The organism is Solibacillus sp. FSL K6-1554 (assembly GCF_038005185.1).
Taxonomy (GTDB): Bacteria; Bacillota; Bacilli; order Bacillales_A; family Planococcaceae; genus Solibacillus; species Solibacillus silvestris.
Window position 1 is genome coordinate 3942159 of sequence record NZ_JBBOSS010000001.1, and the last position, 16616, is coordinate 3958774.

Consider the following 16616-nt stretch of genomic DNA (forward strand, 5'->3'; position numbering starts at 1 on the left):
TGTCAACAGATTTCTTATGAAAGTATGTTGGTTAATATTTATTTCAAGGAAGTTTTCAAGAAAATCTCCCGTCAGAGAATAAGTCTCTGACGGGGATCTCTTCATTAAATACTGCTATTCAGCTGTAGTTACTTCTGCTGATTCTTCTTGCTCCATACGGATTTGACGGTAACGTTGCATACCTGTACCAGCCGGAACTAGTTTACCGATAATTACGTTTTCCTTCAGACCTAGAAGCTCATCACGTTTACCTTTAATTGCAGCATCCGTTAACACACGTGTTGTTTCTTGGAATGATGCAGCTGATAAGAATGATTCTGTTTCAAGAGAAGCTTTTGTAATACCTAAAATGACAGGACGGCAAGTTGCTGGTGTTTTCCCGCTAAGTACGGCTTCAGCATTCGCCTCAGAGAATTGGTGAATATCAAGAAGTGAACCTGGTAATAACTCAGTGTCACCTGCTTCAATCACACGCACTTTACGAAGCATTTGGCGAACCATTACTTCGATGTGTTTGTCTCCGATTTCTACCCCTTGCATACGGTATACTTTCTGTACTTCTTTTAATAAATATTCTTGAACTGTCGATACATCTTTAACTTTTAATAATTGCTTCGGATCGATAGAACCTTCAGATAATGTTTGACCCGCTATAATTGTGTCGCCTTCTGCTACTTTTAGACGCGCGTTGTAAGGTGCTTGGTATTTACGTGTTTCCACATCACCTTGGATCGTTACTTCTTTAAGACCTTCACGAATTTCTTCAATTTCGATCACTGTACCAGTAATTTCAGAAATGACTGCTTGACCTTTAGGGTTACGCGCCTCGAAAATTTCCTGGATACGTGGAAGACCTTGTGTAATATCATTACCGGCTACCCCACCAGTATGGAATGTACGCATCGTTAACTGTGTACCTGGTTCACCGATAGATTGTGCAGCAATAATACCAACTGCTTCACCAACTTCTACCCCTTCACCAGTAGCTAAGTTCATACCGTAACATTTTTTACATACACCGTGTTTTGTATTACATGTAAATGCAGAACGGATTGTAATTTCTTTGATATTTGCATCATCGATTACGCGAGCAATATCTTGTGTAATTAAACCATCACGCTCTACAATAACCGCTCCTGTTTCTGGATGGCGAACTGTTTTCTTCACGTAACGACCAACAATACGTTCGTCTAACGCTTCAATCAATTCGTTTCCTTCCATTAATGAACCGATTAATAAACCGCGGTCAGTACCACAGTCGTCTTCACGAACGATAACATCTTGTGCTACGTCAACTAAACGACGAGTTAAGTAACCTGAATCGGCAGTTTTTAGTGCTGTATCGGCAAGACCTTTACGCGCACCGTGTGTAGAGATGAAGTACTCTAATACTGTTAAACCTTCACGGAATGAAGACTTGATTGGTAACTCGATGATACGACCAGCCGGGTTGGCCATCAGACCACGCATACCAGCTAACTGTGTAAAGTTCGATGCGTTACCACGGGCACCAGAGTCAGACATCATGAAGATCGGGTTAGTTTTTTGTAAAGATTTCATCAGCTTGCCTTGAATTTCATCTTTCGCAGCTGTCCATACGTTAATAACTCGGTTATAACGCTCTTCCTCAGTAATTAAACCACGGCGGAACTGGATCATTACTTTATCTACTTTGCTTTGGGCTTCCTCAAGGATTACGCCTTTATCCGGTAATACGACGATGTCAGATACACCTACTGTAATACCTGCACGAGTAGAATATTTGAAACCTAAGTTTTTCATGCGGTCAAGCATCTTAGAAGTTTCTGTAATGTGGAACTCTTTAAATACTTCAGCAATAACATTCCCTAAGAATTTTTTACGGAAAGGATCTACTACAGGCATATTTGTGAAGTGCTTCGCTAACATAGCACGGCGTTGTGCTTCAATTTTTTCTGATTCAGATAAATCAGCATAGCCTTCTGTTGCTTCGATTTCTTTCAGTAACTCTTCGTCAATTGTTAAGTTCACGAAGTACTTTTCAGGTGTTTTTTGCTCTAAGTTGACTGAAGTCGGCTCATTAATATAAGGGAATGAGCGTGGTAAAATTTCATTGAAGATTACTTTACCTACAGTCGATAATAGGAACATTTTATTTTGTTCTTCTGTAAATGTCGGGTTATTTAATGAGCTTGCTTTAATCGCAATACGAGAGTGTAAATGTACATGACCGTTTTGGTAGGCGATTAACACTTCGTTTGAATCATTAAATACAGCACCTTCACCACGAGCACCTTCACGCTCAAGTGTTAAGTAATAGTTACCTAATACCATATCCTGAGATGGAGTTACTACCGGTTTCCCGTCTTTCGGGTTAAGGATGTTTTGTGCCGCTAACATAAGTAAACGGGCTTCTGCTTGTGCCTCAGCTGATAATGGAACGTGAACCGCCATTTGGTCACCATCGAAGTCAGCGTTATAAGCTGTACATACTAATGGGTGAAGACGGATTGCACGGCCTTCTACTAGTGTAGGCTCGAATGCTTGGATACCAAGACGGTGTAATGTCGGTGCACGGTTAAGTAATACCGGATGCTCACGAATTACATCTTCTAATACGTCCCAAACTTCATTGTGTAAACGCTCAATTTTACGTTTTGCACTCTTGATGTTATGGGCAAGGCCACGTTCCACTAACTCTTTCATTACGAAAGGTTTGAACAGTTCGATTGCCATTTCTTTTGGAAGACCACATTGGTACATTTTTAAGTTAGGACCTACTACGATAACCGAACGACCAGAGTAGTCTACACGTTTACCAAGTAAGTTTTGACGGAAACGACCTTGTTTCCCTTTCAGCATATGTGAAAGTGATTTTAAAGGACGGTTACCAGGACCTGTTACAGGACGGCCACGACGACCATTATCGATTAATGCGTCAACCGCTTCTTGTAACATACGTTTCTCGTTTTGAACGATAATGCTTGGTGCACCAAGGTCAAGTAAACGTTTTAAACGGTTGTTACGGTTAATAACACGACGGTAAAGGTCATTTAAGTCAGATGTAGCAAAACGTCCACCATCTAATTGCACCATCGGACGAAGCTCTGGCGGAATTACCGGTAGTACATCTAAAATCATCCACTCTGGTTTGTTGCCTGAGTTACGGAATGACTCTACTACTTCTAAACGTTTAATCGCACGTGTACGGCGTTGGCCCTGTGCAGATTTTAACTCTTCTTTTAAAACTTGTGTTTCATCTTCTAAGTCAATTTTTTCTAAAAGACGTTTAATCGCTTCAGCACCCATTGCTGCTTCGAATTCACTGCCATACTTTTCACGGTATGCACGGTATTCTTTTTCAGAAAGTAAGTCTTTATAGCCTAAAGACGTTTGACCTGGCTCGATTACTACATATGAAGCAAAGTAAATTACTTCTTCCAATGCACGTGGAGACATATCTAAAATAAGACCCATACGGCTTGGAATACCTTTGAAGTACCAAATATGTGATACAGGTGCTGCTAGTTCGATATGTCCTTGACGTTCACGGCGAACTTTCGAACGCGTTACTTCTACGCCACAGCGGTCACAAACGACACCTTTATAACGTACGCGCTTATATTTACCACAGTGACATTCCCAGTCTTTAGTTGGTCCAAAAATACGTTCACAGAATAGACCATCTTTTTCTGGTTTTAATGTACGGTAGTTAATTGTTTCTGGTTTTTTTACTTCTCCGTATGACCAAGAACGGATCTTGTCAGGCGAAGCTAAACCAATTTTCATATATTCAAATTCATTAACATCGATCAAGGAGCCTACCTCCCTTTAGTTATAAGTCGTAAATGACTTTTAATGTAGCTCTACACTTACAAAATTTCATATTAGGCCATAATGAAACTTGCATCTAACATATAAGAAAAATCGGGCAGGGCATATACCTGCCCGATTCAATTGAAGTTATTCAAATGATTCTACTGGGTCTTCTTCTTTATCATTAGATCGTTCGACAGGTGCAGCTACTTCATCTTCATCGTCAAGGTCGCGTAATTCCACTTCCTCGTCGTTGATTGTAAGCATCTTCACATCCATACCTAATGATTGAAGTTCTTTAATTAATACTTTAAATGATTCTGGAACACCTGGTTCTGGAACACTTTCACCTTTTACGATTGCTTCGTATGTTTTCACACGACCTACAACGTCATCCGATTTTACAGTTAAAATCTCTTGTAACGTGTATGCTGCACCGTATGCTTCAAGTGCCCAAACCTCCATCTCACCAAAGCGCTGACCACCGAATTGTGCTTTACCACCAAGCGGCTGTTGCGTTACTAATGAGTAAGGTCCAGTTGAACGTGCATGAAGTTTATCGTCAACCATGTGCGCTAGTTTGATCATGTACATGATACCAACAGAAACACGGCTATCGAACGGCTCACCTGAACGTCCATCATAAAGAATTGTTTTACCATCACGGTTCATACCAGCTTCTTCCATCGTTTCCCAAACATCGGCTTCGTTGGCACCATCGAATACTGGTGAAGCCATATGAATACCTAAGTAACGTGAAGCCATACCTAAGTGTAGCTCAAGCACTTGTCCGATGTTCATACGTGAAGGTACCCCTAGTGGGTTAAGCATGATATCAACTGGAGTTCCGTCCGGCATGAACGGCATATCCTCTTCCGGTAAGATACGTGAAATTACACCTTTGTTACCGTGACGTCCGGCCATTTTGTCACCAACGCGGATTTTACGTTTTTGAACAATATAAGCACGAACTAGTTGGTTTACACCTGGTGGTAATTCATCGCCGTCTTCACGGTTGAATACTTTAACATCTAAAATGATACCGCCAGCTCCGTGTGGTACACGTAGAGACGTATCACGTACTTCACGAGCTTTTTCACCGAAGATAGCATGTAATAAACGCTCTTCCGCAGTTAACTCTGTAACTCCTTTAGGCGTAACTTTACCTACTAGAATATCACCATCGCGAACTTCTGCACCGATACGGATAATTCCGCGGTCGTCCAAGTTGCGAAGTGCATCTTCACCCACGTTTGGAATATCACGTGTGATTTCTTCAGGTCCAAGCTTTGTATCACGAGACTCTGATTCATATTCTTCAATATGAACAGAAGTATATACATCGTCTTTAACAAGGCGTTCGCTCATAATTACAGCATCCTCGTAGTTGAAGCCGTCCCATGTCATGAACGCAACAAGTACGTTTTGACCAAGTGCTAATTCGCCTTTTTCCATAGATGGACCATCAGCTAAAATATCACGAGGTTTTACACGGTCGCCAACTTTTACGATTGGACGTTGGTTATAAGAAGTACCTTGGTTAGAACGAATGAATTTTTGTAATTTATATTTTGTTAAATCGCCTTTAACTTCTTTGCCATCTACTACTTCAATACGACGTACGTGAATTGAACGTGCTTCTACATGTTCAACAATACCATCGAATTTGGCAACTACAGCAGCACCAGAATCACGTGCATCTACATGTTCCATACCCGTACCAACGAATGGTGCGTTTGGATATAGTAATGGAACAGCTTGACGTTGCATGTTCGCTCCCATTAACGCACGGTTTGAGTCGTCGTTTTCTAAGAACGGAATACATGCTGTCGCAGCAGATACTACTTGTTTAGGCGATACATCCATGTAGTCGATGCGGTCTTTAGAGAATACAGTGTTGTCACCACGGAAACGTCCAACAACTTCTTCATTCGCGAAAGTACCGTCTTCATTTAAGATTGAGTTCGCTTGTGCTACTACATAGTTATCTTCTTCATCAGCAGTTAAGTAATGGATTTCACTCGTTACAGCACCTGTTTCTGGATCAACACGGCGGTAAGGAGTTTCAATGAAGCCAAACTTGTTAACTTTTGCGAAAGAAGATAATGAGTTAATAAGACCGATGTTTGGTCCCTCAGGCGTCTCGATCGGACACATACGACCATAGTGAGAGTAGTGAACGTCACGTACTTCCATACCAGCACGCTCACGTGTTAAACCACCAGGCCCTAATGCAGATAGACGACGCTTATGCGTTAATTCTGCTAACGGGTTTGTTTGGTCCATGAATTGAGACAATTGAGAGCTACCGAAGAACTCTTTAATTGAAGCGATAACAGGACGGATATTGATTAATTGCTGTGGTACGATTGCTGCTGTGTCGTTAATTGACATACGCTCACGTACTACACGCTCCATACGAGATAAACCGATACGGAATTGGTTTTGTAGTAATTCGCCAACAGAACGTAAACGGCGGTTACCTAAATGGTCAATATCATCTGTGTTACCAACGTCATATAATAAGTTGAAGAAGTATGATACTGATGCCAATACATCGGCTGGAGTAATATTTTTCACTTCTTCATCTACATAGGCGTTTGAAATAACATTAATTTCTTTTTGCGCTTCATCATTTGGCGCAAATATTTTAACCGACTGAATTGTAATATCATCTTCCAATACACCACCAACTTGGTTTAATGTACGGAAACCGACACCACTTTCTAAATAAGGAATTAACTTATCCAAATTACGGCGGTCTAATAATGTACCTGCTTCTACGATAATTTCCCCTGTATCAGGATCCACTAACGTCTCTGCAATCGTTTGGTTGAATAAACGATTTTTGATATGAAGCTTTTTGTTCATTTTGTAACGACCAACATTCGCTAAATCATAGCGTTTTGCATCGAAGAAGCGAGAATATAATAAGTTCTTCGCAGACTCAACTGTTGGTGGTTCACCTGGACGTAAGCGTTCATAGATTTCAAGAAGGGCCTTTTCAGTACCTTCCGTGTTATCTTTTTCTAACGTATTACGTAAATATTCATTGTCGCCAATGATATCTAAAATTTCTTGATCCGAGCCAAAACCTAATGCACGTAAAAGCACCGTTACTGGTAATTTACGTGTACGATCGATACGTACATAAACAACGTCTTTAGCATCTGTTTCATATTCAAGCCATGCACCACGGTTTGGAATAACCGTTGCACCAAAGCCTTTTTTACCGTTTTTATCCGTTTTTTCGTGGAAGTATACACTTGGAGAACGAACTAACTGTGAAACAATAACACGCTCAGCACCGTTAATAATAAACGTACCTGTTTCCGTCATTAATGGGAAATCACCCATAAAGACGTCTTGCTCTTTCACTTCGTTTGTTTCTTTGTTGTGCAAACGTACTTTTACACGTAATGGTGCAGCATAAGTAACGTCACGCTCTTTACATTCATCCACATCATACTTAGGTTCTCCTAAAGTATAGTCGACGAATTCTAATGAAAGATTACCTGTAAAATCTTCGATTGGAGAAATGTCGTGGAACATCTCGCGCAACCCTTCTTCAAGGAACCACTCATAAGATGCTGTTTGGATTTCGATTAGATTCGGAAGTTCCAGCACCTCACTAATACGCGCAAAGCTTCTACGCTGGCGGTGTTGTCCGTACTGAACTAGTTGACCTGTCAACTCATTCACCCCTCAATAAAGCGATAATAGGTCTTTGCAAAAACATACAAATAGTGTATGATTTCGAAAGACAAAAAGAAAACGAGACTTTTTTTAAACCTCATTTTCGGTTAAACTTAACTTATTCTTAGCAGTATACCCGTAACTTTGAATATTTAATGCAAAAGGGCATACTACCTCAAAATAATAATTTTGCATTTTATTATGTTATCATATTCGATTTGTCAAGTCAATATTGGAAACTAATCTTACTTATTTTTTTGCACGAATAATCCAATATCCTTTTTTCTTCTCAACGACATCTACTTCTGAAAACATTCCTTCTAAATGACTCATAGTTGATGGAGCGCCTTGCTTCTTCTGAATAACAATCCACAGCTCACCATTTTCCTCCAACAATTCATATGCACCGTCATAAAACTTAAAGATCGTTTCTTTACCGGCACGAATCGGAGGATTTGTTAATACAGCAGCTACTTTCGTTTCAGGTTCTACAGCCGCTAATCCATCGCTTTCAAAAATACGTACATTTTGAACCCCGTTAAGCTGGGCATTTTTTTGAGACAAACTAACCGCTCGTGAATTTATATCCATCATGTAAACTTCACGATCAGGGTTGTTTTTTGCAATCGATAATCCGATTGGTCCATAGCCACAACCTACATCAAGCAAAACACCATCAATTTTAGGCATTTCAAACACATCGATTAGTACACGGGAACCAAAATCTACTTCGCTTTTACTGAATACACCCGTATCCGTTTCAAACGTAAATGTATTGCCTAATAAAGTGAATTTCCATTGGCGTGGTTTACTCTCAGTTTGAGGCTTATTTGAATAATAATGTTCAGACATGCAACACGCCTCCTTAGAAAAAATACATTTTGCGCTAATTTGTGCAAAATGATGTCTTTTCATGTGGGTTACTATAAAAATCAATATTTTCATATCCACAAAAGTTAATAAAGAAAAGCCCGCCGCAAAATTGTGACGAGCTTTCCTTATTAAACTAAGCTCATAGCTTAGCAATTAAAGTTAAACTAAAATTATTTAACTTCTACTGAAGCGCCAACTTCTTCAAGTTTAGCTTTGATAGCTTCAGCTTCGTCTTTAGAAACGCCTTCTTTAAGAGCTTTAGGAGCGTTATCAACAACTTCTTTAGCTTCTTTTAAGCCTAAACCAGTGATTTCACGAACCACTTTGATTACTTTGATTTTTTCTCCACCAGCAGAAGCTAATACTACGTCAAACTCAGTTTTTTCTTCAGCTGCAGCAGCACCGCCAGCAACTACTGCTACTGGAGCAGCAGCTGTTACACCGAATTCTTCTTCGATTGCTTTTACTAAATCGTTTAACTCTAGAACTGTCATAGCTTTGATAGCTTCTAAGATTTGTTCATTGTTCATTTTAATTTCCTCCTATGGAATGTTTATTAGTTTTAGGCAATTTGCCTGATTTTTGAAGTTATGAGGCTGCTATTAAGCGCCTTGCTCTTCTTTTTGTTCTGCAACAGCTTTTGTTGCAAGTGCGAAGTTGCGCACTGGAGCTTGAAGTACAGATAAAAGCATTGATAATAGACCTTCGCGAGATGGAAGTTCTGCAAGAGCTTTAACGTCTTCCACTGATGCCACAGTACCTTCGATAATACCAGCTTTAATTTCTAACGCTTCGTTTTTCTTAGCGAATTCGTTAATAATTTTAGCAGGAGCTACTACGTCCTCGTTAGAGAATGCGATAGCGTTTGGACCAGTTAAGAATTCATTGATTCCTTCTAAACCGGCAGTTTCAGCAGCACGGCGAGTTAAAGTGTTTTTGTATACTTTGAACTCAACACCAGCTTCACGTAATTGCTTACGTAATTCTGTTACTTGCGCTACAGTTAAACCACGGTAATCTACTACTACGATAGAAGCAGCAGCTGAGAATTTTTCAGCGATTTCTTGAACGTGAACTTTTTTAGTTTCGATTGCTTTGCTCATGATGACACCTCCTATTAGAATGAGTCATTTATACCGACAAAGAAAAGCCTCTACATCAAAATAGACATAGAGGCTGAAAGTACATCATCTTAAAAAGAATCCGAACTCCTATGTCCTCGGTAGGATCATTAAGTGCATATGGCACCCCTACTGTCTACGGTACAAATGGATGATTCACAACAGCACTCATCTTACCAAGTAAGAAGCGCGTTGTCAACAAATTTTATTTTACGAATTTTATAAAATCGGAAATTATTTAACTGTTACGTTAGCAGCGTCAACTTTTACAGCAGGACCCATTGTAGTTGTAACGTTTACAGACTTCATGTAAGTTCCTTTTGCTGCAGCTGGCTTAGCTTTTTGAACTACTTCAAATACAGCTAAGAAGTTTTCTACTAATTTTTCTGTATCGAAAGAAACTTTACCGATTGGTGCGTGGATAATACCAGACTTTTCAGCACGGTACTCTACTTTACCAGCTTTGATTTCTTCGATTGCTTTTGTTACGTCAAATGTAACTGTACCTGTTTTAGGGTTTGGCATTAAACCTTTAGGACCTAATACACGACCTAATTTACCAACTTCACCCATCATGTCAGGAGTTGCAACGATTACATCGAAATCAAACCAACCTTGTTGGATTTTTTGGATGTATTCTGCATCGCCTACATAGTCTGCGCCAGCAGCTTCTGCTTCTTTAAGTTTTTCGCCTTTAGCGAAAACTAATACGCGTTGAGTTTTACCAGTACCGTGTGGTAATACTACCGCACCACGGATTTGTTGGTCGTTTTTACGAGTATCGATACCTAATTTGAATGCTACTTCTACAGTTGCATCAAAGTTTACTGTGCTTGTTTTTTGCGCTAATGCTACTGCTTCTTCTACAGAGTATAAAGTAGCGCGGTCGATTAATTTAGCTGCTTCTTGCAGTTTTTTACCTTTTTTAGCCATTATAATTTCCTCCTTGATTGTGGTTGTAACGGATTTGACCTCCCACGAATAAAGGTTGCGCACTCATCAAACAAGTATCCGAGTGCAGCAACCTTCCAAAAACAAAAACATCATCAAGTGTTGAAGATGGGATTAGTCTTCGATCGTAATACCCATGCTTCGCGCAGTACCTTCAACCATTAACATAGCAGCTTCAACTGAAGCAGCGTTAAGGTCTGGCATTTTTTGTTCAGCGATTTCGCGAACTTTATCACGTTTAACCGTTGCAACTTTTTTACGATTTGGTTCACCAGATCCAGATTGGATACCAGCAGCTACTTTAAGTAATACTGCAGCTGGCGGAGTTTTCGTAATAAAAGTGAATGAACGGTCTTCAAATACTGAAATTTCAACTGGAATGATAAGACCAGCTTGATCAGCAGTACGAGCGTTAAATTCTTTACAGAATCCCATAATGTTTACACCTGCTTGACCTAATGCAGGACCAACCGGTGGCGCTGGGTTTGCTTTACCAGCAGGGATTTGAAGTTTTACAACTTTAATAACTTTTTTAGCCACGAGACACACCTCCTTAAGTCCGTGATGTGGTAATTGGGTTGCCCCTCCCACTCAAATATCTGTTCGTCAGCTAACTTGCCGATAACATTAAAACTAATTATAATCACACGCCCAAAACTTGGACAGTCTGACCTTTGAAATGATAACACTTTTAAATTGCTTAATCAAGTATAAATAATTCTATATTTTTTGAACTTGGTTAAAGTCTAGCTCCATTACTGTTTCGCGACCGAACATATCAACAAGAACTTTTAATTTTGCTTTGTCCACATCTACTTCTTCTACGCGACCTTGGAAATGTGCAAATGGTCCTTCTAGAACTTCTACAACTTCACCAACAGAAATCTCAACTTCACCTAATAAGGATTCGTTCATACCCATTTGTGCAAGCAGACGTTCTGCTTCTTCCGGTAATAAAGGAGTTGGTTTTACACCGCCGCCCGAAGAACCGATAAATCCTGTCACACCAGGTGTATTACGAACGACATACCAAGCGTCATCTGTCATAATCAATTCTACTAAAACGTAACCCGGGAAGATTTTACGCATTACTGCTTTTTTCTTGCCGTCTTCTTTTACATCGATTTCTTCATGCTCAGCTACGATTACACGGAAAATTTTATCTTGCATCCCCATCGTTTCCACGCGTTTTTCAAGATTTGCTTTTACTCGGTTTTCATAACCGGAATACGTATGAACTACATACCAATTTTTCTCCATATAGGTAGGACTAAATCGTCCGTCCCTCCTTTACATTAAGTGTGTTAGGGTATATATTTCCCTGTTCACAAAACTTCAATAATCTATTTCTTTAAATATAAGCTGTCAGCATTTTTTAACAAATGAAAAAACCCGTTATATGGCATGGACGGGCTATTTCGAAATATTAACATGATATAGCTTACAGAGACAAGAACCAACGGAATAATTCTGAGATTCCTAAATCTATTGCTGTAAAGAATAACGCCATTACGATAACTGTAGAAACTACTACTACCGTATACTTCGTTAACTCTTTACTTTTCGGCCAACTTGTTTTGCGCATTTCTGAGCCGACTTCTTGTAGAAAGTTTGTTACTTTACTCATCTTTGCCTAACCTCCGAACAACGAATTAATCTATTTTCATTTATAACGTTTGTTTATGCATTGTATGCTCATTACAGTGAGAGCAAAATTTCTTCAGTTCTAAACGCTCGCTTGCCCCTTCTTTTTTCGGGACACTGTAGTTTCTCGAACCACATTTTTCACAACTTAAAACGACTTTCTTTGCCATGTTTATCACCTTTTCGGCAGTTTGTCCTTTAAAGACTAACACCTAAATTTCCCACTGTCAATAAAGGCTCGTGGTGTTTAAGTCATTTCTTTTAGTTCAAGATGACGCTCCAATTTGCGCTTCACCCGCTGTAATGCATTATCAATGGATTTTACATGTCGATCCAATTCTTCAGAAATTTCATTATAGGATTGTCCTTCCAAATAACGTACCAACACCTGCTGTTCGAGTTCGCTTAATACTTCACCCATCTTCTCTTCCAAATAAAGATAATCTTCGCGATTAATCATCAAATACTCAGGATCGTCCGAAATAGGACTCGTAATAATATCCATCAGTGTGCGCTCTGATTCTTCATCATAAATTGGCTTATCTAAAGAAACATATGAATTTAGCGGAATATGCTTTTGTCTAGTAGCTGTTTTAATTGCCGTAATAATTTGCCGTGTAATGCAAAGTTCTGCAAAGGCACGGAATGACGCAAGCTTGTCCTCTTTAAAATCCCGAATCGCTTTATATAAGCCAATCATTCCTTCTTGAATTATATCTTCTTTGTCCGCACCAATTAAAAAATACGACCGCGCTTTCGCCTTAACAAACAATCGGTATTTTGAAATTAAAAAATCTAACGCATCTGTATTGCCTAGATGCACTTGTTCTACAAGCTCTTCATCTGTCAAATGTTCAAAACGTAGTACCATTTGTAACTTCTCACTTTTAAGCAATGAAAATCACCTCAGTTACGCTAGAATAATTAGGAATAGTATAACTTAATTGGAAATAACGGGCAATCTATTACTTGAGCCCTCTTCTCCATTTTTCAAACTGTAGTTCCACTTCTTTTGATAGCTTGATTCTTGAGGCCGGTTTTTCGTCGGTCGATTCTTTTACTTTGGATGAAATTTTAGATTGAATAATTTGCATTTCAATTTCAAGCTCACGTGCCGATTTTCTTAATGCACCATGACCAAATACAACATTTTGTTCAGTCATATCGGATGTTGCGACGTGTATTTGGATTTTTCGCCCTTTTAATTCGTTCGATAATTTTTCAATGCGCTCGTCCGCTGTTTCGTTTTTACGTGTATAAAGCACTTCCACGGCATGCTGAATATAAAGTTGTTCAGTGCCCGGAACAAGATGCGCGTCAAATACAACAATAACACGCCAGCCTGTATGCGCTTTATACTCCGCCATTCGTTCAATTAACCGATCACGTGCATCTTCGAAGTGAGGCTCGCGTAACGGACGAAGCTCACTCCATGCACCGATCATGTTATAGCCGTCTACTAGCAATATGTTCTGCATGACCTCATCCGTTAGCTTCTTGTCGTTTGCGGTACACTTCATACATAAGTAATGCCGCTGCTACGGAAGCATTCAATGATGTTACATGACCAACCATTGGTAAGTGATATAAGAAGTCACATTTATCTTTTAAAAGACGGCTCATTCCCTTACCTTCACTACCAATAATTAATGCAAGCGGTAATGTTGCATCCATTTTACGATAATCTGCCGAACCTTTTGCATCTGTTCCGGCAATCCATACACCGCGGTCTTTTAGCTCATCCACCGTTTGGGCCAAATTGGTCACACGCACAACAGGTACATGCTCGATAGCACCTGTGGAAGCTTTAGCAACTACTGCTGTTAAACCTACTGCACGACGCTTCGGAATAATGATACCGTGTGCACCGATCGCATCTGCCGTACGCATAATCGATCCTAGGTTATGCGGATCTTCCAACTCGTCCAATATTAAAAAGAACGGGTCTTCATTTTTTGCCTTCGCTACGTTAAATAAATCATCCAATTCTGCATAGTCATATGCCGCGACCGATGCCACAATCCCCTGATGATTTTCTGCAAGCTTATCGACTTTTTGCTTTGGTACAAACTGCACGAGGACACCTTGCTCTTTCGCTAAGTCCATTAACTCCTGTACACCCGTTTTCTTAACGCCTTCAGCAATCCATAACTTATTGATTTCACGGCCGGAGCGAAGTGCTTCAAGTACTGGGTTTTTTCCTGCAATCATTTCTCCTGTTACTTCTTCCTGAGCAGATTGCGGTTTTTCTTGTTGCTTTTTCTCATGAGTTTTAAAAGTATCTGCTTTTTTATCGCGCCCTTTAAAATCTCTTGGTTTACGACTTGGCTGTCTTTTCTCTGCCATAGTTACACTCCTTTTGCCTGTTCGACAATTTCGATTGCGTAATCGATTATTTCATTTGCGCGATGATGTTCATTGCTGAGGAATAGGAAGCCTAAAACCGCTTCAAATCCTGAGCTATTACGATATGTGCGTACATCTGTGTTTTTCGGAACAGATCCTGATTTGGCATTGCGTCCTCTGCGGAAAACAGCTTGCTCTTCTTCTGTTAAATAATTTTCTTCGATCATACGATGTACAATATTGGACTGGGACTTGGCCGAAACATATTTCGTCGCCTCTTTATGCAATGTGTTAGGCTTTGCGCGGCCCGACAATATTAAATGTTCCCGAATTCTTTGTTCCAGCACGGCGTCGCCCATATAAGCGAGCGCCAGTGCATTTAGCTGTATGACATCATGTGGTGTTAAATTTTGCATTTACTGTCCTCGTTTCCAGCGTGTACCTTGACGAGTGTCTTCAAGCACAATATCCATGCCCAGCAGCTGGTCACGGATTTCATCTGAACGAGCGAAATCACGGTTTTTGCGGGCTTGGTTACGTTCCTCAATTAATGCCTCGATTTCTTCATCGAGTAAGCCTGCTTCTACTTTTATATGAATACCTAGTACATTTCCAATTGTATCAAACATCGTTAAAATTGCCTGCAATACTTCTTTATCCGTATTTGCTTCGTTTAAATACACATTGGCAATATGAGAAAGTTCAAATAGCGCCGAAACCGCATTTGCTGTATTAAAGTCATCATTCATCGCGTTTTCGAAATCAACTTTAATCTGACCAATTTTTTCAAGCCATTGTTCACTGTTATCCCCTAAACTTGCAGAAGATGTGAGACGGTGCTCCACATTCGTATAAGATGTACGAATACGGTCTAAACCATTTTTCGCTGCTTCCACTAAGTCCTGAGCGAAGTTGATCGGATTACGGTAATGAACAGACAGCATAAAGAAACGCAACACTTGCGGGTCAATTTGCTGGCGGATATCATTCACTAATATAAAGTTGCCCAGTGATTTTGACATTTTTTCATTATCAATATTAATATAGCCGTTATGCATCCAATAACGCGCGAATGTTTTATCATTATGCGCTTCAGATTGGGCAATTTCGTTTTCATGGTGAGGGAATGTTAAATCCTGTCCGCCTGCGTGAATATCGATTGTATCACCTAAATGCTCGCGTGCCATTACAGAACACTCAATATGCCATCCTGGACGTCCTTCTCCCCATGGTGATGCCCACTTAATTTCGCCTGCTTTCGCCGCTTTCCATAATGCGAAATCCAACGGGTCTTCCTTTTTCTCGCCGGCTTCAATACGTGCTCCTACTTTTAAATCATCGATAGATTGGTGACTTAACTTACCGTAGCCATTGAATTTACGTGTACGATAATAAACATCGCCTTGGGATTCATATGCGTAGCCTTTGTCGATCAGCACTTTTATAAACTCGATAATATCATCCATATGCTCTGTTACACGTGGATGGGCATCCGCCTTTTGGCATCCAAGCGCCGTAATATCTTCAAAGTAAGCAGCGATAAAGCGATCTGTTAAGACAGAAGTTTCTTCACCTAATTCATTTGCTGCTTTAATAATTTTGTCATCCACATCGGTAAAGTTCGAAACGAATTTCACCTCATAGCCTGCATACTGTAAATAGCGGCGTACTGTATCATAGACAATTACCGGACGGGAATTCCCAATATGAATGTAATTGTATACAGTCGGTCCGCATACATACATTTTTACTTTGCCTTCCTCCAACGGAATAAATGGTTCTTTTTGTCTTGTCAACGAATTGAAGATTTGAATCGTCATATTGCCTCTCCTTTTTCATAGTGCTCTTTTCGATGTTTATTGGATTAATTTGTCATTCCAATGAAAAAAGCGTCTCCATCACCTAAAGAAGGTGACAGAGACGCTAGATGCGCGGTTCCACTCTGGTTGAAAAAGTAGCCATACTTTTTCCGCTTAAAGTCCTGTAACGTGGACAAATCGATTTAACCTACTGCAAATTCAGTTAAATACTCAAAGGTGCATTTCAGCTTTGCCTTAACCTGGATCACTTTCAGCCGGTGGTGATCCTCTCTAATAAGGGGTGCGCAGCGTACTTCTCCTTCTCAACGTGCTATCACTTATAGAATTATATTCATTTTACATCTATTTTCAGAGAAATCAATCATTTTAT

The 16616-nt window shown here is 39.9% G+C and carries 15 protein-coding genes and 2 other annotated features; all 15 genes read right to left on the bottom strand.

Annotation, left to right across the window (positions count from 1 at the left end; translation table 11 throughout):
- Positions 1 to 114 precede the first annotated feature (114 nt).
- Positions 115 to 3795 (bottom strand): DNA-directed RNA polymerase subunit beta', encoded by a 3681-nt coding sequence (rpoC, locus tag MHB58_RS19695; protein ID WP_340735856.1) that lies wholly within the window; start codon positions 3793 to 3795, stop codon positions 115 to 117.
- Positions 3796 to 3942: 147 nt separating this feature from the next.
- Positions 3943 to 7497, bottom strand: coding sequence for a DNA-directed RNA polymerase subunit beta (gene rpoB, locus MHB58_RS19700; RefSeq protein WP_173364513.1), 3555 nt, complete (start codon positions 7495 to 7497; stop codon positions 3943 to 3945).
- Between the two features lie 243 nt (positions 7498 to 7740).
- Positions 7741 to 8343: a class I SAM-dependent methyltransferase gene (locus tag MHB58_RS19705; RefSeq protein WP_087617864.1), complete on the bottom strand. Its 603-nt coding sequence runs from the start codon at positions 8341 to 8343 to the stop codon at positions 7741 to 7743.
- Positions 8344 to 8534: 191 nt separating this feature from the next.
- A complete protein-coding gene (gene rplL / locus MHB58_RS19710; RefSeq protein ID WP_008406994.1) occupies positions 8535 to 8894 on the bottom strand; it encodes a 50S ribosomal protein L7/L12 in 360 nt (119 codons plus the stop codon).
- 72 nt (positions 8895 to 8966) lie between these two features.
- Positions 8967 to 9467 carry a 50S ribosomal protein L10 gene (rplJ, locus tag MHB58_RS19715; protein WP_087617865.1) on the bottom strand — a complete coding sequence of 167 codons (501 nt, stop codon included), beginning with the start codon at positions 9465 to 9467 and terminating at the stop codon, positions 8967 to 8969.
- A 32-nt stretch (positions 9468 to 9499) separates the two neighbouring features.
- Positions 9500 to 9645, bottom strand: a sequence feature (ribosomal protein L10 leader region).
- Positions 9646 to 9719: 74 nt separating this feature from the next.
- On the bottom strand, positions 9720 to 10418 hold the full coding sequence (gene rplA, locus MHB58_RS19720) for a 50S ribosomal protein L1 (protein WP_087617866.1): 699 nt from the start codon (positions 10416 to 10418) through the stop codon (positions 9720 to 9722).
- Between the two features lie 132 nt (positions 10419 to 10550).
- Positions 10551 to 10976, bottom strand: a complete 426-nt coding sequence (gene rplK / locus MHB58_RS19725; protein WP_008406998.1) for a 50S ribosomal protein L11 — start codon at positions 10974 to 10976, stop codon at positions 10551 to 10553.
- Between the two features lie 180 nt (positions 10977 to 11156).
- Positions 11157 to 11696 (bottom strand): transcription termination/antitermination protein NusG, encoded by a 540-nt coding sequence (gene nusG / locus MHB58_RS19730; protein WP_008407000.1) that lies wholly within the window; start codon positions 11694 to 11696, stop codon positions 11157 to 11159.
- 181 nt (positions 11697 to 11877) lie between these two features.
- Positions 11878 to 12063 carry a preprotein translocase subunit SecE gene (secE, locus tag MHB58_RS19735; RefSeq protein ID WP_008407002.1) on the bottom strand — a complete coding sequence of 62 codons (186 nt, stop codon included), beginning with the start codon at positions 12061 to 12063 and terminating at the stop codon, positions 11878 to 11880.
- 40 nt (positions 12064 to 12103) lie between these two features.
- Entirely contained in the window at positions 12104 to 12250 is a 147-nt protein-coding gene (gene rpmG, locus MHB58_RS19740) for a 50S ribosomal protein L33 (RefSeq protein ID WP_039967164.1), read from the bottom strand.
- A gap of 77 nt (positions 12251 to 12327) precedes the next feature.
- Positions 12328 to 12951 (bottom strand): RNA polymerase sporulation sigma factor SigH, encoded by a 624-nt coding sequence (gene sigH, locus MHB58_RS19745; RefSeq protein WP_169797433.1) that lies wholly within the window; start codon positions 12949 to 12951, stop codon positions 12328 to 12330.
- 94 nt (positions 12952 to 13045) lie between these two features.
- Positions 13046 to 13558 carry an NYN domain-containing protein gene (locus MHB58_RS19750; protein WP_008407006.1) on the bottom strand — a complete coding sequence of 171 codons (513 nt, stop codon included), beginning with the start codon at positions 13556 to 13558 and terminating at the stop codon, positions 13046 to 13048.
- A 4-nt stretch (positions 13559 to 13562) separates the two neighbouring features.
- Positions 13563 to 14426, bottom strand: coding sequence for a 23S rRNA (guanosine(2251)-2'-O)-methyltransferase RlmB (gene rlmB / locus MHB58_RS19755; protein ID WP_087617867.1), 864 nt, complete (start codon positions 14424 to 14426; stop codon positions 13563 to 13565).
- A 2-nt stretch (positions 14427 to 14428) separates the two neighbouring features.
- Entirely contained in the window at positions 14429 to 14842 is a 414-nt protein-coding gene (locus MHB58_RS19760; RefSeq protein WP_008407010.1) for a Mini-ribonuclease 3, read from the bottom strand.
- The gene (cysS, locus tag MHB58_RS19765) at positions 14843 to 16246 is read right to left on the bottom strand and encodes a cysteine--tRNA ligase (protein WP_087617868.1); all 1404 of its coding nucleotides are present in this window, start codon (positions 16244 to 16246) and stop codon (positions 14843 to 14845) included.
- 93 nt (positions 16247 to 16339) lie between these two features.
- Positions 16340 to 16561 (bottom strand) — a binding site (T-box leader).
- Positions 16562 to 16616 lie beyond the last annotated feature (55 nt).

Coding starts and splice junctions, on each gene's coding strand:
- rplA (WP_087617866.1), bottom strand. CDS start 10,418: ATGGCTAAAAAAGGTAAAAAACTGCAAGAAGCAGCTAAATTAATCGAC.
- MHB58_RS19705 (WP_087617864.1), bottom strand. CDS start 8,343: ATGTCTGAACATTATTATTCAAATAAGCCTCAAACTGAGAGTAAACCA.
- MHB58_RS19760 (WP_008407010.1), bottom strand. CDS start 14,842: ATGCAAAATTTAACACCACATGATGTCATACAGCTAAATGCACTGGCG.
- secE (WP_008407002.1), bottom strand. CDS start 12,063: ATGAGTAAAGTAACAAACTTTCTACAAGAAGTCGGCTCAGAAATGCGC.
- MHB58_RS19750 (WP_008407006.1), bottom strand. CDS start 13,558: ATGCAGAACATATTGCTAGTAGACGGCTATAACATGATCGGTGCATGG.
- sigH (WP_169797433.1), bottom strand. CDS start 12,951: ATGGTACTACGTTTTGAACATTTGACAGATGAAGAGCTTGTAGAACAA.
- rlmB (WP_087617867.1), bottom strand. CDS start 14,426: ATGGCAGAGAAAAGACAGCCAAGTCGTAAACCAAGAGATTTTAAAGGG.
- rplL (WP_008406994.1), bottom strand. CDS start 8,894: ATGAACAATGAACAAATCTTAGAAGCTATCAAAGCTATGACAGTTCTA.
- nusG (WP_008407000.1), bottom strand. CDS start 11,696: ATGGAGAAAAATTGGTATGTAGTTCATACGTATTCCGGTTATGAAAAC.
- rplJ (WP_087617865.1), bottom strand. CDS start 9,467: ATGAGCAAAGCAATCGAAACTAAAAAAGTTCACGTTCAAGAAATCGCT.
- cysS (WP_087617868.1), bottom strand. CDS start 16,246: ATGACGATTCAAATCTTCAATTCGTTGACAAGACAAAAAGAACCATTT.
- rpmG (WP_039967164.1), bottom strand. CDS start 12,250: ATGGCAAAGAAAGTCGTTTTAAGTTGTGAAAAATGTGGTTCGAGAAAC.